Origin of the sequence: Hydrogenophaga sp. BPS33 (genome assembly GCF_009859475.1) — a bacterium.
In the GTDB taxonomy this organism is placed as follows: Bacteria; Pseudomonadota; Gammaproteobacteria; order Burkholderiales; family Burkholderiaceae_C; genus Hydrogenophaga.
In genome coordinates this window covers 4,967,695-4,986,676 of sequence record NZ_CP044549.1, presented here as the reverse complement: position 1 = coordinate 4,986,676, position 18,982 = coordinate 4,967,695, and the positions used below count along the sequence as shown (strand labels likewise).

19 protein-coding genes and 1 riboswitch are annotated in these 18,982 nt (G+C 66.3%); of the genes, 12 read left to right on the top strand and 7 right to left on the bottom strand.

Annotation, left to right across the window (positions count from 1 at the left end; genetic code table 11):
* Window positions 1–5 precede the first annotated feature (5 nt).
* From F9K07_RS22955 to F9K07_RS22940, 4 genes are read right to left on the bottom strand one after another with little or no spacing between them, the layout of a single operon-like run.
* Window positions 6–926: a thiamine phosphate synthase gene (locus tag F9K07_RS22955; protein ID WP_159595619.1), complete on the bottom strand. Its 921-nt coding sequence runs from the start codon at window positions 924–926 to the stop codon at window positions 6–8.
* A 46-nt stretch (window positions 927–972) separates the two neighbouring features.
* Window positions 973–1,779, bottom strand: a complete 807-nt coding sequence (locus F9K07_RS22950; protein ID WP_159597060.1) for a thiazole synthase — start codon at window positions 1,777–1,779, stop codon at window positions 973–975.
* A 12-nt stretch (window positions 1,780–1,791) separates the two neighbouring features.
* On the bottom strand, window positions 1,792–1,989 hold the full coding sequence (thiS, locus tag F9K07_RS22945; RefSeq protein ID WP_159595618.1) for a sulfur carrier protein ThiS: 198 nt from the start codon (window positions 1,987–1,989) through the stop codon (window positions 1,792–1,794).
* Window positions 1,990–2,007: 18 nt separating this feature from the next.
* Window positions 2,008–3,075, bottom strand: a complete 1,068-nt coding sequence (locus F9K07_RS22940; protein ID WP_159595617.1) for an FAD-dependent oxidoreductase — start codon at window positions 3,073–3,075, stop codon at window positions 2,008–2,010.
* Between the two features lie 65 nt (window positions 3,076–3,140).
* Between F9K07_RS22940 and thiD the strand changes: the two genes are divergently transcribed.
* Complete coding sequence (gene thiD, locus F9K07_RS22935) at window positions 3,141–3,980, top strand: bifunctional hydroxymethylpyrimidine kinase/phosphomethylpyrimidine kinase (RefSeq protein WP_159595616.1); 840 nt, start codon at window positions 3,141–3,143, stop codon at window positions 3,978–3,980.
* 14 nt (window positions 3,981–3,994) lie between these two features.
* Here the strand turns inward: thiD and F9K07_RS22930 are convergent, their stop codons facing one another.
* On the bottom strand, window positions 3,995–5,302 hold the full coding sequence (locus tag F9K07_RS22930; RefSeq protein WP_159595615.1) for a purine-cytosine permease family protein: 1,308 nt from the start codon (window positions 5,300–5,302) through the stop codon (window positions 3,995–3,997).
* A 69-nt stretch (window positions 5,303–5,371) separates the two neighbouring features.
* Window positions 5,372–5,472, bottom strand: a riboswitch (TPP riboswitch).
* Window positions 5,473–5,521: 49 nt separating this feature from the next.
* On the bottom strand, window positions 5,522–6,445 hold the full coding sequence (locus F9K07_RS22925; protein ID WP_159595614.1) for a LysR family transcriptional regulator: 924 nt from the start codon (window positions 6,443–6,445) through the stop codon (window positions 5,522–5,524).
* A 112-nt stretch (window positions 6,446–6,557) separates the two neighbouring features.
* On the opposite strand from F9K07_RS22925, the gene F9K07_RS22920 reads away from it, so the two are divergent.
* The 10 genes from F9K07_RS22920 to F9K07_RS22875 all read left to right on the top strand — a co-directional run bounded on the left by F9K07_RS22920 (window position 6,558) and on the right by F9K07_RS22875 (window position 16,777).
* Complete coding sequence (locus F9K07_RS22920) at window positions 6,558–8,477, top strand: FAD-binding monooxygenase (RefSeq protein ID WP_159595613.1); 1,920 nt, start codon at window positions 6,558–6,560, stop codon at window positions 8,475–8,477.
* Between the two features lie 85 nt (window positions 8,478–8,562).
* Window positions 8,563–9,480 carry a LysR family transcriptional regulator gene (locus F9K07_RS22915; RefSeq protein ID WP_159595612.1) on the top strand — a complete coding sequence of 306 codons (918 nt, stop codon included), beginning with the start codon at window positions 8,563–8,565 and terminating at the stop codon, window positions 9,478–9,480.
* Between the two features lie 120 nt (window positions 9,481–9,600).
* The gene (locus tag F9K07_RS22910) at window positions 9,601–10,887 is read left to right on the top strand and encodes a Rieske 2Fe-2S domain-containing protein (RefSeq protein ID WP_159595611.1); all 1,287 of its coding nucleotides are present in this window, start codon (window positions 9,601–9,603) and stop codon (window positions 10,885–10,887) included.
* Between the two features lie 36 nt (window positions 10,888–10,923).
* The gene (locus F9K07_RS22905) at window positions 10,924–11,931 is read left to right on the top strand and encodes an extradiol ring-cleavage dioxygenase (RefSeq protein WP_159595610.1); all 1,008 of its coding nucleotides are present in this window, start codon (window positions 10,924–10,926) and stop codon (window positions 11,929–11,931) included.
* 31 nt (window positions 11,932–11,962) lie between these two features.
* Entirely contained in the window at window positions 11,963–12,364 is a 402-nt protein-coding gene (locus F9K07_RS22900; RefSeq protein ID WP_236581450.1) for a RidA family protein, read from the top strand.
* A gap of 24 nt (window positions 12,365–12,388) precedes the next feature.
* Window positions 12,389–13,438, top strand: coding sequence for an amidohydrolase family protein (locus F9K07_RS22895; RefSeq protein WP_159595609.1), 1,050 nt, complete (start codon window positions 12,389–12,391; stop codon window positions 13,436–13,438).
* Window positions 13,435–14,298 carry an HpcH/HpaI aldolase family protein gene (locus F9K07_RS22890; protein ID WP_159595608.1) on the top strand — a complete coding sequence of 288 codons (864 nt, stop codon included), beginning with the start codon at window positions 13,435–13,437 and terminating at the stop codon, window positions 14,296–14,298. Before F9K07_RS22895 ends, F9K07_RS22890 begins: the two co-directional genes overlap by 4 nt.
* A gap of 27 nt (window positions 14,299–14,325) precedes the next feature.
* A complete protein-coding gene (locus F9K07_RS22885) occupies window positions 14,326–15,105 on the top strand; it encodes an SDR family oxidoreductase (protein WP_159595607.1) in 780 nt (259 codons plus the stop codon).
* Window positions 15,105–15,803 (top strand): fumarylacetoacetate hydrolase family protein, encoded by a 699-nt coding sequence (locus F9K07_RS22880; RefSeq protein WP_159595606.1) that lies wholly within the window; start codon window positions 15,105–15,107, stop codon window positions 15,801–15,803. The genes F9K07_RS22885 and F9K07_RS22880 overlap by 1 nt, the downstream gene beginning before the upstream one ends.
* Window positions 15,804–15,808: 5 nt before the next feature.
* The gene (locus F9K07_RS22875; RefSeq protein WP_159595605.1) at window positions 15,809–16,777 is read left to right on the top strand and encodes a PDR/VanB family oxidoreductase; all 969 of its coding nucleotides are present in this window, start codon (window positions 15,809–15,811) and stop codon (window positions 16,775–16,777) included.
* 56 nt (window positions 16,778–16,833) lie between these two features.
* Here F9K07_RS22875 and F9K07_RS22870 read toward each other — a convergent pair whose 3' ends face one another.
* Window positions 16,834–17,766 (bottom strand): LysR family transcriptional regulator, encoded by a 933-nt coding sequence (locus F9K07_RS22870; protein WP_159595604.1) that lies wholly within the window; start codon window positions 17,764–17,766, stop codon window positions 16,834–16,836.
* Between the two features lie 206 nt (window positions 17,767–17,972).
* Here F9K07_RS22870 and F9K07_RS22865 point away from each other — a divergent pair, with 206 nt between their 5' ends.
* Window positions 17,973–18,944 (top strand): Bug family tripartite tricarboxylate transporter substrate binding protein, encoded by a 972-nt coding sequence (locus tag F9K07_RS22865; protein ID WP_159595603.1) that lies wholly within the window; start codon window positions 17,973–17,975, stop codon window positions 18,942–18,944.
* The last annotated feature ends 38 nt before the right edge of the window (window positions 18,945–18,982 follow it).

The following is an 18,982-nucleotide window of genomic DNA, read 5'->3' as shown; positions in this document are numbered from 1 at the left end:
GTGGTTCAGCGGGAGCCGAGCGCGGCCTTCCACTCGGCCACGGCCGCGTCCAGATCGTCGGCCGCCATCAAGGCCCGCACCACCCCCACATTGCGCACGCCGGTGGCGACCACTGAGGCGACATTGTTCAAGTCGATGCCGCCAATCGCCATGTGCTCCACGTCGCGCAGCAGCGGCGCGTACACGCGCAAGCGGCCCGTGCCTTGCGGCGCGGTGGCCATCTGCTTGAGCGTGGTCGGGAACACCGCGCCCATGGCGATGTAGCTCGGGCTGTGGCGCTCGGCGATGAGCATTTCCGCATAGCCGTGCGTGCTCAGCCCCAGGCGCAGGCCGGCCTGGCGGATCGCGGCCAGGCCTTCGGCAGGCATGGCTTCCAGGTCTTCCTGGCCCAGGTGCACGCCGTGGGCCCCGGCGTCAATCGCTTCCTGCCAGTGGTCGTTGATGTACAGGCAAGCGTCTGTGCCTTTCACGCCTTCGACCGCCGCGCGCACTTCGTGGCGAATGGCCTGCGCGTCGCCCGACTTGAAGCGCAACTGCACCGTGGGCACACCCGCGCGTGCCATGCGGATGGTCCAGGCCGCATCGGGCATGACCGCGTAGAGGCCGATGGGCTGGGGCACGCGCGCATACGCGTTGCCGCGCGGGTGCGGTGCGATGTCGAAGTCGGCCGGTTCGTCGGGCCATTGCAGCGGGTCGAAGTGGCCGGTGCGCCGCGAACGGTGGGACCACGCGCGCGCCACGCAAAGCGCATCGGCGTCGATGAAGCCCAGCGCGTGGCAGGCCTGCAAGGCGGCGATGAACACCGGGTCGTCGGACGCGGGTGCGGGCGCGACCGCGTTGGGCTTCAGCGGCAGTGCCAGCGTGGCGCGGTGCGCGTCCACGATGGCCTGCGCCATCGCCTCGGTGGAAGTGATCGTGGTGCTCATCAAGGGCCTCTGTGCTTCTGCGAACGGCGGGGATTGGCGACGGCGTTCAGTTGTGGTGCCAGAACGGCGTGCCCATCACCGGCGTGCTGGGCTGGGCGCTGTCCTGCGGCTGCATCGCGCCCGAGCGAAAGGCGGCGCGGCCGGCGCGCACGGCGTCGGCAAACGCACCGGCCATGTCTACAGGCGACTGCGCCAGCGCCACCGCGGTGTTGAGCAGGACGGCATCAAAGCCCCACTCCATCACGGTGCAGGCGTGGGACGGCAGGCCCAGGCCGGCATCGACGATCAGCGGCACGTTCAGGCGCTCGCGCAGCAGGCGCATCGCATACGGGTTGACGGGGCCACGGCCGGTGCCGATGGGCGCGGCCCAGGGCATCACGGCCTGGCAGCCCACGTCCACCAGCCGCTGGCACAGCACCAGGTCTTCGGTGCAGTAGGGCAGCACCTTGAAACCGTCGTTGATGAGCTGGCGCGCGCAGTCGACCAGGTTGAGCGTGTCAGGTTGCAGGCTGTAGTCGTCGCCGATGAGTTCGAGTTTGATCCACGGCGTGTTGAACACCTCGCGCGCCATCTGCGCGGTGGTGATCACCTCTTGTGCCGTGTGGCAGCCGGCGGTGTTGGGCAGCACCGGCACGGCCAGGTCTTGCAGCAGCTTCCAGAAGGCGTTGCCGGCCTCGGGTTGCGCGGCGCCCTGGCGCCGCAGCGAGGCGGTCAGCATGGCGGGTTGCGCGCGCCGCACCGCCGCTTCGAGCGTGGCCGGCGAGGGGTAGCGCGAGGTGCCCAGCAGCAGCCGGCTGGCGAAGCTTTCGCCGTACAGCAGCAAGGGGTCTTCGTGGGTGGCGGGAGTGGTCATGTCCATGTCGTTTCAACCTCCGGTGATGGGGGCGATGATCTCGATGCGATCGCCGTCGTTCAGGCGGTGCTGCGCATACGCGGTGCGCGGCACGAACTGCAGGTTGACCGCTGCGGCGAACACCGCCGGTGGTTCCCACACCTTCAGGGCGTCGGCCAGCGTGGCGTGGTCGGGCAATTCGCGGGGTTCCTGGTTGATGAGCACGTTCATGCAGGGTTCCAATTTTCTTCAGCGGAGCACTGCCAGGCCGAGCGATTCGGCCAGGGGCGAGTGGTCCTGTTCCATGAGTTCGAGCGCCGCGTCGAGCACGGCGGGCGCGATCATGAAGCCGTGGCGGTACAGGCCGTTGATCGACATTCTGCGCGGCGCGGTGAGGCGCAGGGCAGGGAGATTGTCGGGCAGGGTGGGGCGCAGCTGCACGCCCAGCTCGACGATGCGCGCCTCGCCAAACCCCGGGTGCACGGTGTAAGCGGCGCTCAGCAGTTCGAGTGTGGAGCGCACGCTGGCGGGCGAGAGGTCGTCGGACTCGATCTCGGTGGCGCCGATCACGAAGAGCCCGCTCTGCTTGGGTGCGATGTAGAGCGGGTAGCGCGGGTGCACCAGGCGCGTGGGGCGCGAGAGGCTTACGTCGGGCGCGAGCACACGCGCCACCTCGCCGCGCACGCCGCGCAGCGCGGGCCATTGCGGCTGCGCGCCCAGGCCACGGCAGTCGAACAGCCAGGCGTCGGGACCCGGGTCGATGTCCTCGGGGGTGCGCGGTGTGTGCCAGTGCACCTGGACGCCCAGCACCTGCATCTGGTGCGCGAGCGCGGCGAGCAGTTCGCGGTTGTCGAGCTGGCCTTCGTCGGGCAGGTACAGGCCTTGCGCGAAGCGGTGGGCGAGGGCGGGTTCGAGGGCGGTGAGGGCCGCACCGTCCAGGCGTTGCGCCTGCGGCAGCGAGGGCAGGGCGGCGCTGGTGCGCGCGAGCTGGCCCGCGAAGCGCTCGGCCTCGGCCGCGTCCTGCCGGTGCCACAGCACCAGCGTGCCTTGCTGCTGGAAGAACACGGGCTGGTCCAACTGGGCCAGCATTTGCGGCCAGCGCGTGAGCGCGTGCTGGCCCATGCGCACCACGTTGAGTTCGGTCACGGCCGATTCGGCCAGCGGCGCGAGCATGGCGGCGGCCACGTGGGCGGCGGCGTGTTTCGCCTCGGGGCCACCGGCGTCGTAGACCTCCACGGTGTGGCCGCGTTGCGCGAGGGCGCAGGCGAGCAGGCGGCCCATGAGGCCTGCGCCGAGGATGGTGGTGGTGACGGTCATGTCGGTTTATTTTGAGGTCTGGGAGCGGCGAAGCCGCGCGGGGGGAGCCTCTCTAGAATCGCGCCATGAGCAACGAACCCCAACGCTACATCCGCGTGCTGTCCATCGCCGGTTCCGACAGCGGCGGCGGCGCCGGCATCCAGGCCGATCTGAAAACCTTTGCGGCCCTGGGCTGCTACGGCATGACGGCCATCACCGCCTTGACGGCGCAGAACACGCTGGGCGTGAGCGGCATCCACGGCGTGCCACCCGAGATGCTGAAAGCCCAGCTGAGCGCGGTGCTCGACGACATCGGCGTGGACGCGGTGAAGATCGGCATGCTGCACGCACCGGACATTGTGCGCACGGTGGCCTGGGCCTTGAAACACTATGGCGTGAAACAGGTCGTGCTCGACCCGGTGATGGTGGCCACCAGCGGCGACCGGCTCATTGCGGCCGACACGGTGCAGGTGCTGGTGGCGGAATTGTTCCCGCTGGCCACCGTGGTCACCCCCAACCTGGACGAGGCCGCGCTCCTGCTCGGCCGGCCTATTGGCGGTGCACACGAGCTCGAAGCCGCCGCGCGCGATCTGCTCGCCATGGGCACGCAGGCCGTGCTGCTCAAGGGTGGCCATCTGCCGGGCGACACGGTGACCGACCTGCTGCTCAGCCGCTCGGGCGAACCCCGGCGCCTGAGTTCGCCGCGCATCGCGAGCCGCAACACGCACGGCACGGGCTGCACCTTGTCTTCGGCGATCGCGTCCTACCTGGCGCTGGGCCAGCCGCTCGAGCAGGCCGTGGCACAGGCGCGCGCCTACATCCTGCAGGCCATCGCCCAGGGGGCCGACGTGTACACCGGTGCCGGGCACGGCCCGCTCAACCATGGGCACGCGCCCGTGGCCACGGCCAAGGTCACGCGAGGCTGAGATGGCTTTGCGCATCAGGCCTGCGCCGGTGTGAGCCCGGCGGCACCGCGTGGCCGCGATAGCGCAGCCAGCACAAAGGTGAGCGCCAGGGTCGGCAGCGCCGAACCCCAATCGGGCGCGTAGGCCTTGAGCAGGTGGTAGAAGGCGATGCCCAGCACCCACAGGCCGGCGGCACTCCAGTCCACCGCGCGTTGCGCGCCGACCACCTGCGCCCCCGTGCCCAGGCGGCCCAGGATCACGCCGTAGAGCGGCACGAACACGGAGCTCAGCAGCAGCAGGAACGGCTCGAGCGTGTGGATGGGCAGCACCAGCGCGAGCGCCGTGCACACCACGGCGAAGCCCAGGCCCGCGGCGCGGATGCTCCAGCGCGGGCGCAGGCTGTGCAGCGAGACCGCGCCCGAGTGCGCGTCGCCATAAGCGTTGTCCATCTCGTCGAGCAGGATCAGGCCCAGGGCGATCAAGCCACCTTGGGCGAGCAACAGGGCGCCCACCAGGTTCGTGCCCGGCTCCACCGTGCTCACCACCAGTACACCCAACGCATAGCACCAGATATTGGCCAGCGCGTAGCCCAGCCAGGTGCCACCGAACGTGGACGCGGCGCGTTTGCCGTGGCGCGCGTAGTCGGCCACCAGCGGCAGCCAGGACACGGGCATGGCGATCACCAGGTCCATCGCGGAGAACAGGCCCATGCCGCCCGCGCCCGGGCGATTCCAGAACGCATCGAAGCCCTGCGCATGCAGGCGCATGCCGAACTGCCAGGTGAGCCAGGCCAGCGAGGCGATCACCAGGGGCAGCGCGAAGCGGCTCACGAAGCGGCGCACCAGCGTCAGCATGGAGCCGGCCATGAGCGCGGTGAGCACGGCCCCCCACAGCAGCGTGGCCAGCAGCTTGCCGGTGAATCCGCCCACCTCCAGCCCCAGCGTCTGCGTGGCGATGGCGACAGTGCCCTCTTGCATGATCACCAGCTCGAACGTGGTCCAACCCAGCAACTGGGCGATGTTGAGCAGCACCGGCAACCGCGCGAACGCGCTGCCATAGGTGGCGTGCATCAGGCCCGCGCTGGACAGGCCCGTCTGGCAACCCAGGCGCGCGGTCCAGGCCAGCAGGCCGGCACCGATGAGCGAGCCCAGCAGGATCGCGATGACCGCATCGCGCGTGCCCACCGCGGGCACGAGGTAAGCGCCGATCTGCATGACCAGCAAGCCCGTGCCCAGGCTGAACCAGAGCGCGGCGTGTTCGTGGAAATGGAAGACCCTGTTGCCTTGCGGCACGGGAGTGAGGGCCTGGTTGGCCGGGGACGATGGGGAATGGGCGGATGCCATCAATTTGCTCCGTGCAAAGTTGAGGCAGGTGGGCTGGGCCAAAGCCCCCGCGTGTGGTGTTTGGCGAGGAGCGGTATCGGCCTGCTTCCCTGCGCGAGGATTACCTCAGTCAGGTTCAAAGGGACTTTCTCAGTCGCGGCTTGTCAGTCGCAACACCCCTAGCGGATATGCCTTGCGGCACGGGTTGGGAGTATACGTTTGGTGTTGGCGCGTGCGCCCCTATTTCAAGCTTGCCCTTACCTCGTTGCCGGTATCCCCCAGCAAATCAAAAATCGTCCGCCTCAGCCACGCATTCCCCGGATCGGTATGAAACCGCTCATGCCAATGCTGCTTCACGTCGTACTGTGGCAAGGCATGCGGCACCGGCAGCAAGCGGATCCGCTCGCGCGTCGCCATCACTTCCCCATAGCGCTGCGGCACCGTAGCGATGAGTTCGGTCTCCGCCACAATCCGCGCCACCCCCAGAAAGCTCGGCACACGCAACACCACGGAGCGCTCAACGCCAGCCCGCTCCAGCACCTTGTCGACGATGGCGTGCCCCGTCCCCGATGAGCTGACCAGCACATGTCCCTCGCGGCTGAACGCCGCCTTGCTCAGGCGAGCGGCAATGCGCGGATGCCCCACCGCCACCAGGCACACGAAGTTCTGCGCGAACAGCACTTGCTGGTAGAAGCCCGCGTCCAGCTGCGGCATGAAGCCCACGGCCAGGTCCACCTCGCCATCCTGCAGTCGGCGCACGCTGTCGGTGGAGATCTTTTCGATGTCGACCTGTACGCCCGGCGCCATCTGGCGCAGGTGGTTGAGCAGGGTGGGCAGGATCACGATCTCGCTGATGTCGGTCATGCCAATGCGAAACGTGCGCCGCGCCTCGCTCGGCTCGAAGCCGCCGCGGCTGCGGTGCGTTTGCTCCAGGTGGTCGAGTACCGCGCGCAGCGAGGGCTGTATGGCCTGCGCGTAAGGCGTGGGCTGCATGCCGCGCGCCGTGCGGCTGAACAGGGTGTCGCCGTAGTGCGCGCGCAGCTTGATCAGCGCGGTGCTGGCCGCCGCTTGCGAAATGCCCAGCCGCTCCGCCGCCTTGGACACGCTCGCCGTGCGGTAGATCTCATCGAACACGGTCAACCATTCGAGGTCGAGTTTGGCCATGGTCTTTTTCTCCGCCTTTGCGCTTCGTCGTTGCACCAATATCTAAAAATCGAATACGTATTATCGGCTTACATGGTTGCCGAGATAGAGCGTCGAACGAAAAATGCGCGCCATGCAATTCCATCTCAACGGTTTCACACCCGGCAGCCCCGAAGTGGCCGATGCCTCGCCCTTGGCCCTGGCCCACACCGATTCAGTGCCACCCGAGGTAGACGTGCTCATCGTCGGCTGCGGCCCGGCCGGCCTGACCCTGGCCGCGCAGCTCTCGGTATTTCCGCACATCCGCACCTGCATCGTGGACCAGAAGGACGGCCCCTTGCAGATGGGCCAGGCAGACGGCATCGCCTGCCGCACCATGGAAATGTTCGAGGCCTTCAACTTCAGCGAGCGCGTGCTCAAGGAAGCCTGCTGGATCAACGAGGTGACGTTCTGGAAGCCCGATGAACAGCACCCCGCGCGTATCGTGCGCCACGGGCGGGTGCAGGACACAGAAGACGGCTTGTCGGAGTTCCCGCACGTGGTGCTCAACCAGGCGCGCGTGCACGACTTCTATCTGGACTTCATGCGCCATTCGCCCACGCGCCTGCAGCCCCACTACGCGCGCAGCTTCGCGGGCCTGACGATCGACGACCGGGCGCAGGACTTCCCGGTCACCGTGCGCCTGGAGCGCACCGATGCAGCCCACGCCGGCCAGATCGAAACCCTCAAGGCGCGTTATGTGGTCGGCTGCGATGGCGCGCGCAGTGCAGTGCGCAAGGCCATCGGCCGCCAGCTCGTGGGCGATTCGGCCAACCACGCCTGGGGCGTGATGGACATGCTCTGCGTGACCGACTTCCCCGACATCCGCCACAAGGTGGCCGTGCAGTCGGCGCAAGGCAACCTGCTCATCATCCCGCGCGAAGGCGGCTACCTGGTGCGCTTCTACGTGGAGATGGACAAGCTGGGCGAAGAAGAACGCGTGGCCAGCCGGGGCATCTCGCTCGAACAGCTCATCGCCGCCGCGCAGCGCATTCTTCATCCGTACAAGCTCGACGTGAAGGAAGTGCCCTGGTGGTCGGTCTACGAAATCGGCCAGCGCATCTGCGACCAGTACGACAACGTGGACGACGTGGACGATCCCCGGGCGCATCCGCGCGTGTTCATTGCGGGCGACGCGTGCCACACGCACAGTCCCAAAGCCGGGCAGGGCATGAACTTCTCCATGCAGGACACCTTCAACCTGGGCTGGAAGCTGGCCGCCGTGCTGGCGGGGCAGAGCGGCCCGGAACTGCTGCGCACCTACACACAGGAACGCCAGGTCGTGGCCCAGCAGCTGATCGACTTCGACCGCGAGTGGGCCGCCATGTTCAGCGACCGCCTGCAACAGGACGCCAACGGACAATCCCGCGGCGTGGACCCCAAGGAATTCCAGACCTACTTCGAGCAGCACGGCCGTTTCACCGCCGGCATGGGCACGCACTACCGGCCGTCTCTCATCTGCGGCGAGGCCACCCACCAGCCCCTGGCGACCGGCTTCGTGGTGGGCACGCGCTTTCATTCCGCGCCGGTGCTGCGCGCCTTCGATGCGCGGCCGCTGGAGCTGGGACACGTGGCCAAGGCCGATGGGCGTTGGCGCCTGTACGCCTTCGCCGCCGCATCGGAGCGGCCGGGCGTGGCAGACGGTGGCGTCGGCGCGCTGTGCCGCTTTCTGGAAATGGCCGACGATTCACCGTTGCGCCGCTTCACGCCCGCCGGGCAGGACGTGGACGCCGTGTTCGATCTGCGCGCCATCTTCCCGTGCCGCCATACCGAGATGAACCTGGAGGCCGTGCCGATGCTGCTCTGCCCGCCCAAGGGCCGCTACGGGTTGCGGGACCACGAGAAGCTGTTCTGCGCCGACCCGCGCGCGGGCCGGGACATCTTCGCGCTGCGCGGGATTCACCGGACGCAGGGGGCACTGGTCGTGGTGAGGCCGGACCAGTACATCGCGCATGTGTTGCCGTTGGAGGCCCACGAGGAGCTTGCGGGCTTCTTCGCGCGCTTCATGCGCTGACGGCGATCGGGATGGCCGATCGGGGTTCTAAACTCGGTGCCTGCCGAGGGCATCGCCCTCTCCCTCCTTGACGGAATCCGCCCACGTGTCACGACCCACTTTGCTGCATCTGGAAACCGCGCTTTCCGTGGCCCATATCGGCTCCTTCAGTGGCGCTGCGCGCAAGCTGGACGCCACCCAGCCGGCCATTTCGGCCCGCGTGCGCGAGCTCGAAGCGGTGCTGGGCTATCGGCTGTTCACGCGCCGTGGGCAGCGCATGGAGCTCACCACCAAGGGCCGCCAACTTCTGGAGCAGGTCGAGCCCTTGTTCTTTCGTCTGCAGGAGATCCTGAACGAGCGCGAGGCGCCTGTTCCCGCCAGCATCCGCGTGGGCTGCGGGCAGATCGCCATGTCGGCCTGGCTGGGCAAGGTCATCGGTCGCATGCAGTCGGCCAACACACAGCTGCGGTTTCACATCTCCATCGGCATCTCCACCGTGCTCATTCCTTTGCTCGATCAGGACAAGCTGGACATCGCCGTCACCGCCGGCAAGATCGACTACCCCGGCCTGCACACCGAGCGTCTGGGACGCCGTTCCATGGGCATCTGGGTGACCACACCCGATCGGTGGGAGCGCTACGCGCCCTACCCGCGCTCAACCGAGCCGCCCCGTCTGGACGATCTCATCAATTGCGGTCCGGTATGGACCCCACCGCTGACGTCGCGCCTGTACACCGAACAGAGCGACATCCTGCGCGAGCATGGCGGCCATATGCGCAACGTCAACACCTGCGACGATTCCCGCGTGTTGGGCGACATGATCCAGAACAGCAGCGGCCTGGGCTATGCGCAGCACGTGTTGATCAAGGAGCGTCTGGCTTCCGGGGTCTTGGTCGAGGTACCCGGACTCCCCGTGATCGGGGACTCGGACTATTACTTTGTGTGGCGAGAGGCCCATCTCTCGCCCATCGTTCACATGCTCATGAAGCTGGCCAAGACCGAAAGCGAGCAGTCGGCGATGTGACCGAAATCGTGCAGTTCCTATCAAGAATTTTTTGATATCAATCAAAAAAATTCTTGATAACCGAGGAGGTCGGCAAACCCACACTAGCTCTCAACCACAGAGCCATGGAGCGGTAACCCGATGCTGACCAAAGCGGACAACGACCTTCTCACCCAAGTCGAAAACGATGCCCCCCTGGGCAAGCTGATGCGCCAATACTGGCTGCCGGCATGCATGTCGCAGGAGCTGCCCGAGCCCGACGGCGACCCGATCAAGGTGCGCGTGCTGGGCGAAAACCTCGTCGCCTTCCGCGACACCGAGGGCCGCGTGGGCGTCATGGACGAGCTGTGCCCGCACCGCCGCGCTTCGCTCTACTACGGCCGCAACGAAGAAGGTGGCCTGCGCTGCCTGTACCACGGTTGGAAGATGAACGTCAAAGGCCAGGTCGTGGAGACGCCGGCCGAGGTTCGCCGTGAGGGCGCCGAGCCCAAGAAGATCCAGCACAAGGCTTATCCGGTGCGCGAGAGCCATGGCTTCGTTTGGATCTATATGGGCGACGAAGCCACCATGCCCGAGTTCGAGCCACCGGCCTTCGCCAATGGCACCAACCCGCGCATCAGCATCGCGAAGATCAACCTGCCTTGCAACTGGGCGCAGATCGTGGAAGGCGGCATCGACTCGGCGCACGCATCCCTGCTGCACTCCAGCGAGATCCGCCCCACGGGCAATACCACACGCGCCGGCCTGGCCGAAACGCACACGCTGACGCGTCCTTCGGTGGACAAGGCGCCGCGCCTGCACGTGCACCGCACCGAATACGGCATGCGTTACGTCGCGCTGCGCACGCCCATCACCAACCCGGAGACGGAAGAGTACGCCCGCATCGCAACCTTTATTGCGCCTTGCATCGTGCTCTCGCCACCGAACGGCACCTACAGCACCATCCAGTTCGTCGTCCCGCGGGACGACGTCAGCACCAGCTTCTACTTTGTGGGCTGGACCGATGACCAGACCGAGGGCGAGGGTGTGGCGCAGGACGTGTGGCGTGCGCGCATGGGCGCCACCGTCGGTGTGGATGTGGACGAGGACTACTGGCCTCTGCGCACGCCGGCCAACCGCTTCCTGCAGGACCGCACTGCCATGCGCAACGGCAGCTTCACGGGTGTGCGCGGCATCGCCAACCAGGACAGCATGATGTGGGTGAGCATGGGCGCCATCAGCGACCGCAGCAAAGAGCGCCTGGGCACCAGCGACGCGGCCGTGGCGCAGTTCCGCCGCGTGATGGTCGAAGCCGTCAAAGCATTCGCCCGTGGTGAACCCCCGATCGGCACGGTCGAGCCCCGTACGCCGCACCGCCGCATCCGCTCGTTCGAGGGCGTGATCCCCAAGGGCGCCGAGTGGCAGACGCTGGGCATCCTGCCCGAGTAAGCACGCGCACCTCCGCCCACCCACCTTCAGAACACCATGGCACAGATCACCCTGGGCATTGGCACGAGCCACAGCCCCATGCTCAACCTGTCGGCGAGCCAGTGGCAACACCGCGCCGAGGTCGACTTCAAAAACCCGAAGCTCACGCTGTCCGATGGCCGCACGGTCAACTACCCCGAGCTGCTGGCCGAGCGCGGCCCGAAGTTCCGCGATCAGGTCGAGATCGGCCTGATGGAACAACGCGAGAAAGCCGCCCACGCGGCGCTGGATCGCCTGGGTGATGTGCTGGAGCGCGCCGCACCCGACGTGGTGGTGATCGTGGGCGATGACCAAGCCGAGCTGTTCTCATCCGACAACCAGCCCGCGTTCGCGATCTACCACGGCGATGAGATCGTCACCACCACCGGCAAGTACACCAAGAGCTCGCCCGACTGGATGCAACAGGTCGGCAAGGGTTTCCTGATGGACGACATCTACCGCCTGCCCGCCGCCGGTAAGTTTGGTTGGGAGTTGATCGAACGCCTGATCGACATGGAGGTCGACGTGGCCTCCGTGGGCGGCGTGAAAGACCCGAGCAAGGCTGGTTTCGGCCACGCCTACGGCTTCATCGTCAAGCGCCTGTTCCGCCGCAGCATGCCGGTGGTGCCGGTGATGCTCAACACCTATTTCGCGCCCAACGTGCCCAGCGCCAGCCGCTGCTACGACGTGGGTCGCAAGCTGCGCGCGGCGATCGAGGCCATGCCGTCGGACCTGAAAGTGGCGGTCGTGGCCTCGGGTGGCCTGTCGCACTTCGTGGTGGACGAACAGCTCGATCTGCGCGTCATCGACGCCTTGCGCGAGGGCAACGAGCAGGGGTTGCGCTCGGTGCCGCGCGAGGCGCTGCGCTCGGGCTCTTCGGAAATCCTGAACTGGATCCTCACCGCCGGTGCGGTCGACCACTTGCCGTTGCAGATGGCCGAGTACCAACCGCTCTACCGCAGCGAAGCGGGCACGGGCGTGGGGGCCGGCTTCTGCTATTGGGCCGCCGAACCCCTTTCGAATTGATGGCTGTCATACGCAACAAGGAGACCCACACATGAGCATGCGCCGCCCCCGTTCCCTCGACGTCGAAGGCCTGGGCCACGGATCCGCCCCCATCCCCATGGGCGCCCGCGTGGGCAACATGATCTTCACGTCGGGCATTGCCGGCAAGGACCCGAGGACCGGCAAGCTGGCCGAAGGCGCAACCGCACAGGCCTTTCACGCCTTCGAGAACCTGCGCCAGCTGCTGGAAAACGGTGGCGCCACGATGGCCGACGTGGGGCAGGTCACGGTGCTGACCGTGGACGAGTCCTTGCGCGACGCGGTCAATGCCGAGTGGCTGCGCCACTTCCCCGATCCACACGACCGCCCCGCGCGGCACACCACCGTGCAAGCCCTGCGGGGCGGTGCCTTGTTGCAACTGATGGCTATTGCAGCCGTTCCCGACAACGGTTGATTTTTTTCTTGAGTTGGAGCTCCCATGATCATTGACTGCCACGGTCACTACACCACCGCGCCCAAGGCGCTGGAGAATTTTCGCGCCCGCCAACTCGCGGGCATGATCGACCCGGCCCTGCGGCCCAAGGTGGAGGATCTCGGCATCACCGACGAGATGCTGCGCGAGTCGGTCGAGAAAGCCCAGCTGAAGTTCCAGCGCGAACGCGGCACCGACCTCACCATCTTCTCGCCCAAAGCGGCCGGCATGCAGCACCACTATGGCGACGAGCGCGTTTCGGCCCAGTGGGCACAGGTCTGCAACGACCTGATCTACCGCCTCACGCAGCTGTACCCGGCCAACTTCGCCGCCACCTGCCAGTTGCCGCAAGAGCCGGGCGTCTCGCCCAGGAACTGCATCCCGGAGCTGGAGCGTTGCGTCAACGAACTCGGCTTTGTCGGGGTCAACGTCAACCCCGATCCGTCAGGGGGCTGGTGGAAAGACCCACCGCTGACCGACCGCCACTGGTACCCGCTGTACGAGAAGCTGGTGGAGCTGGACGTGCCGATGATGGTGCACGTGTCTTCCTCGTGCAACGCCTGCTTCCACGCCACCGGCGCGCACTACATCAACGCCGACACCACGGCCGTGATGCAGCTGATCCAGGGCGATCTGTTCAAGGACTTCCCGAACCTGCGCGTGATCGTTCCGCACGGCGGCGGCGCGGTGCCCTACCACTTCGGCCGCTACCGGGGCCTCGCTCTCAACCTCAAGCGCGCGTCGCTGGAAGAGCACCTGTTCCAGAACGTGTTCTTCGACACCTGCGTGTACGACCAGCGCGGCATCGACCTGTTGACCGACGTGATCCCTCACGACAACCTGTTGTTCGCCTCCGAAATGGTCGGCGCGGTGAAAGGCATCGACCCCAACACCGGCTACTACTTCGACGACACGCGCCGCTATGTGGATGAAGCGAAGGCGCTCAGCGAAGCATCGCGCAAGAAGATCTACGAGACCAACGCGCTCAAGGTGTTCCCGCGCCTGAAGGCCGCGTTGGAACGCCGTGAAAAGCATCTGGAGGCCGTCGCAGCATGAGCAAGACACGCCTCAACGGCCTGATCCGCTGTCTCGAACGCGGCGAAGTGGCGACCATGTCGTTCTGTCCGCCCACGGTAGAGAGCGCCATCGGTTTCAGCACCACAGCTTACGACGGCATCATGATCGAGTGCGAGCACAACCCCTGGGACGCGCTCGCGCTGCGCGACACCTTCCAGTACCTGCTCAACCGCAAGCAGATCGCGAACTCGGGCTCGATCGCACCCGCGGTCACGCCGATCGTGCGCATTCCGGCCAACGGCGCGGAGATGAACCAGTGGATGGCCAAGCAGGCGCTGGACCTGGGCGCCTACGGCATCGTGTGGCCGCACGTGAGCACGGTGGAGCAGGCCTACGCCGCCATTTCCGCTTGCCGCTACCCCACGCTCAAGAGCCATCCGCTGCACGAACCTTTCGGTCAGCGCGGCGATGGTGGCATGGCCGCTTCGCGTTACTGGGGCCTGTCGCGCGACGAGTACTACAAGAAGGCCGATGTGTGGCCGCTCAATCCGGATGGGGAAATCCTCGCCATCCTGATGATCGAAGACGTCGAAGGCATCGGCAACCTGCGCGAGATGCTGCGCGAGGTCCAGGGCATCGGCGCCATCATGATCGGAGAGGGCGACCTGTCGCAGGAACTCGGCGTGCCACGCCAGTACAACCACCCCGACCTGCTCGACGCCATGGCGCAAATCCGCTCGATCGGCAACGAGTTCAACGTGCCGGTGGCGCACCCGCACGTGGGCATGGACAACGTCGAACGCGCTTACGAGGAGGGCTACCGCATCCTCGTCTGCGGCGCGAGCAAGACCTACCCCACGCTGGACAAAGCCCGCCAACTGGCCGGCCGCGGCAAATAACGTCACACACGAATACAAGGAGTCACTATGGATCTGGGAATCACCGGGCGCACCGCGCTCGTCATGGCCTCGTCGAGCGGCCTGGGCCTGGCCTGCGCCAAGGTGCTGGCCGAAGAGGGCGTGAACGTCTGGCTCAACGCGCGCGAGAGCACACGCCTGGAAGCCGCTGCCGCCGAACTGCGCAAGACCGCCAAGGGCAATGTCTACACCGTCAGCGCCGACGTCACGACCGACGCAGGCCGCCAGACCATCCTGTCCAAGGTGAAGGACGTGGACATCCTGGTGACCAACAACGAAGGCCCCAAGCCCGGCAGCCTCGATGAGTGGGACCACGGCGCGTGGGTGGGTGCGTTCGAGAAGAACATGATCCCGCACGCGCTGTTCATTCGCCACTACGTGCCCGGCATGCGCGCGCGCCAGTTCGGCCGCATCGTCAACATCACCTCGGCGATGGTGAAAGAACCGCGCGCCCACCAGTCGCTCTCGGCCGCTGCGCGCACCGCGTTGACCGCCTTCTCCAAGGCCCTCTCGCGCGAAGTGGCGGTGGACAACGTGACCATCAACAACGTGCTCCCCGAGCGCATCGACACGCCGCGCCAGCGTTTCATGGCCGAGCGGCTGATGAAGCAAAAGGGCATCACGATGGAGGAGGCGCGCAAGGTCTTTGCCGACAGCATCGCGGCCAAGCGCTTTGGAAAACCGGAAGAGTTGGCCAGTGCCTGCGCGTTCCTGTGCTCGGTGCAGGCCAGCTTCATTTCGGGCCAGAACCTGCAAGTCGACGGTGGCTCTTTCGGCGGACTGATGTGATGGGCACGTTCACCTTCGCTGCGCCCGCGCCCGTCGGCATCCCCGTCGTGGGCCAGTCGGCGCTCTTTCCGGCACGCCGCGTGTACTGCGTGGGCCGCAACTACGCCGAACACGCCAAGGAAATGGGCTTCACCGGCCGCGAGCCGCCGTTCTTCTTTCTCAAGCCGGCCGATGCGATCGTGGTCGTGCCCACCGGCGCCACCGGCGAGATGCCGTACCCACCGCTCACGCAGAACCTGCACCACGAAATCGAACTCGTGGCGGCCATCGGCAAGGGCGGCAAGAACATTGCCGCCGCCGATGCCATGGCGCACATCTATGGCTACGCCGTCGGCCTGGACATGACCCGCCGCGACCTGCAACTGGCGCAACGCGACATCGGCCGCCCGTGGGACATCGGCAAGGGCTTCGACCACTCCGCGCCGATCAGCCCCATCACCCCGGCAGCGCAGGTGCCTGGTATCGAAACGGCCCCGATCTGGCTTCGGGTGAACGACCAGGTACGGCAGAAGAGCACGGTGGCTTCGCTGATCTGGAACATGGCCGAGGTCATCGAGCACATCTCCGCCGCCTGGGAGCTGCAACCCGGCGACCTCATCATGACCGGCACGCCCGAAGGTGTCGGCCCGGTGGTGAAGGGCGACCTCATGACCGGTGGCGTCGAAGGCGTGGGCGAGCTGCGCGTCAAAGTCATCTGACGGCCATGAACACGGCGAACACCCTGCGGGTGCGCTTGGCGCGCAAACATGCCGAGACGCCCGACATTGCGCTCTTCGAGCTGCGTTCGCTCGACGGCGCAAGCCTTCCAGCCTTCAAGGCGGGGGCGCACATCGACGTGCATTTGCCCTGCGGGTTGGTGCGGCAGTATTCGTTGTGCAACCCGCCAGGCGAGACGCAACGCTACGAAATTGCCGTGCTGCGAGACGCGCAATCGCGGGGTGGCTCCACGGGCATGCACGCGTTGGAGGAGGGCGAGGAGCTCTCCATCAGCGCACCGCGCAACCACTTTCCCTTGGCCGAAGGCGTGCCGCACCACGTGCTATTGGCCGGCGGCATCGGTATCACGCCCATCCTGGCGATGGCGCACACGTTGGCCGAGCAGGGCGCTTCGTTCGAATTGCACTACTGCACGCGCTTGCGCGCCGCCACCGCGTTTGCAGAGCGCATTGCAGCGAGTGCGTTTGCGCAGCGCGTGGCCTGGCACCACGACGATGGCGAGCCGTCCCAAAAGCTCGATGCCGCAGCCCTGCTCCAGTCGCCGAGGGCCAGGGATGCGCACCTGTACGTATGCGGACCGGGCGGCTTCATGGACTGGGTGCTGACCGCCGGACGCTCGGCGGGCTGGAGCGAGGACCGCCTGCACCGCGAGTACTTCGCAGGAGCGGTCATCGACACGGGTGGCGACGGCGCCTTCGAGGTCCAGATTGCGTCTACCGGTGAGGTCGTTCCCGTGCCCGCCGACGAGCCCGTGACCATGGCCCTCGCCCGGCACGGCATCGAAGTGGGCACCTCGTGCGAGCAAGGGGTGTGCGGCACTTGCGTCGTGCGGGTGCTCGAAGGCACGCCGGAACACCGGGACATGTATTTCACCGATGACGAGCGCGCGAAGAACGACCAGTTCACGCCCTGCTGCTCGCGTTCTTGCTCGGCGCGCCTGGTGCTGGACCTGTGAGGCCAGTCTTGCGATTCCTGAAGACCCGCGACAGGGCGTACACGCGTTTGCCGTGCTCAGGCCACCATGCCCAGCGACGGATCTTCCACGCACAAGCCGCCGGTCTTGGCGAAATAGTCGATCAGAAAATTCTTGAGCACGTCGGCCACGGGCAAGGCGGTGCGCATGCGGTTGGTGAAGAGGTTGTATTGACGGACGATGGACGGCGACTCGCACTCGATCATGCGCAACTGGTGAACGCCAGTGGCCGAGCGCACCAGCCCCGGGCAGATCGACAGGCCGATGCCCGCCGCCACCATGCCCAAGGCGGCGGTCATGTCACCCACTTCATAGATGTTGGCCGGCTCGAAGGGTTTGCCCAGTTCCAGCCGCAGGCGCAACAGCGGGTAGCTCCCGACAAAGATCAGCGGCTCGCGTTCCAGATCGGACCAGGTCACGCTGCGACGTTCGGCCAAGGGGTGTTCGCAATGGCAGACGGCGTGCACCCGCGATTTGAAAAGCGGCGTGGTCTCGATCTGGTCGTGCTTCACCGAGTCCGCGAAGGTGGAGATCGCCATGTCGGCCTGGCCTGTCTCGACCGTCGCGCGGATGTCCTGGATCAGGGCATCGACCGGCAACACGCGGATGTCCGGGTGCAGGCGGTGAAACTGAGCGAACACCGGTGCCATCAAAGACCAGCCCACCAGGCGCGACGTGGCGATGCGCACCACGCCCGCCCTGTGGTTGCGCAGTTCGCGGGTGCAGCGCTCGGCTTCCTGCAGCGCAAGGAGGACTTTTTCCGCGTATCGGATGTATTGCGCCCCGGCCGCCGAAAGCGTGACCTTGCGTGTCGTGCGGTCCAGCAAGCGCAAATCGACGATGGACTCCAGCTCGCGCATCGCGTTGCTCAGCGCTGCCTGTGTCACATGGAGCGCCTTCGACGCTTCGACAAAGCTGCCCAGGTTTGCAATCGTGACAAATGCGCGGAGATGTTTGAAGTTGACTTGCATTTACACAGTTTGAAAGCGTAATGGAGCGTGATGGCCAAATTTGGACCGCGGACTGTTTTTACACCAAAACTATATCAATCGATAGAAAAACGTTGCTTGTCGTGAAATAACGAGCTTCCTAAACTGCCGGCATGGAGGTGTGGATCCCACCACTTCTCGTCGGTATCCACACCTCGAAGACATAACCAAACCTGGAGATGAACCTCATGAAGAAAACGATGCTGGGCGCGCTGTCACTGGCGGCCGCAGGACTGATGTTGTCGAGCGCGGCAGCCGCGAACGACTACCCCAACAAACCCATCCGCATCGTCGTGCCATTTGCGACGGGGGGCGGCACGAGCAACGCCGCGCGGCTGATCGGCGAGAAGCTCACCGAGCGTTGGGGCCAACCGGTGGTCATCGACAACCGCCCCGGTGGCAACACCGTGATCGGTGCGGACCACGTGGCGAAGTCGCCGGCCGATGGGTACACGCTGTTCTTCGCCAACAGCAGCTTCGCCATCAACCCGGGGCTCATGCCCAAGCTGCCCTACGACTCCACGCGCGACTTCACACCCGTGGCCACGCTGCTGGTCAACAACTTCGTGATGCTGGCGCACCCCAGCATGCCCGCGCGCAATCTGGCGGAGCTGATCCAGACGATCAAGGCCAAGCCGGACGACTACCCGTATCCGACCGTGGGCGCGGCCGGCATCGGCCGGCTGGCCAGTGAAATGTTCAACGCCAAGATCGGCGTGCGTCCGGTCAACATCCCCTACAAGGGCACGAGCCAGCTCGCCACGGACCTGATGGGTGGCCAGGTGAAGTACGCGATTGAGATTCCGGCCGTGTACATCCCGCACATCAAGGCGGGCAAGGTGCGCGCGCTGGCCGTCACCGGCCCGCAGCGTCTGGCCTCCCTGCCCGACGTGCCCACCTTCGCCGAAGCCGGCATGGCCGACTTCAACGTGCAGAGCTGGTACGGCCTGATGGCGCCTGCCGGCACCCCCCGCCCGATCATCGACAAGCTCAGCACGGCGATCCAGGAGATCCTGAAAACGCCCGATGTGAAGAAGCGCTTCGAAGCCATCGAAGCCGAGCCCCTGATCAGCAGCCCGGCCGAGTTTGCCGCCCTGATCAAGAAGGACACCGAGACCTTCGCCAAGATCATCAAAGAGGCCAAGATCGAAGCTCCGTGAGGGGGCTGGCTGAACGCGGGAGGGCATGGCGAACCATC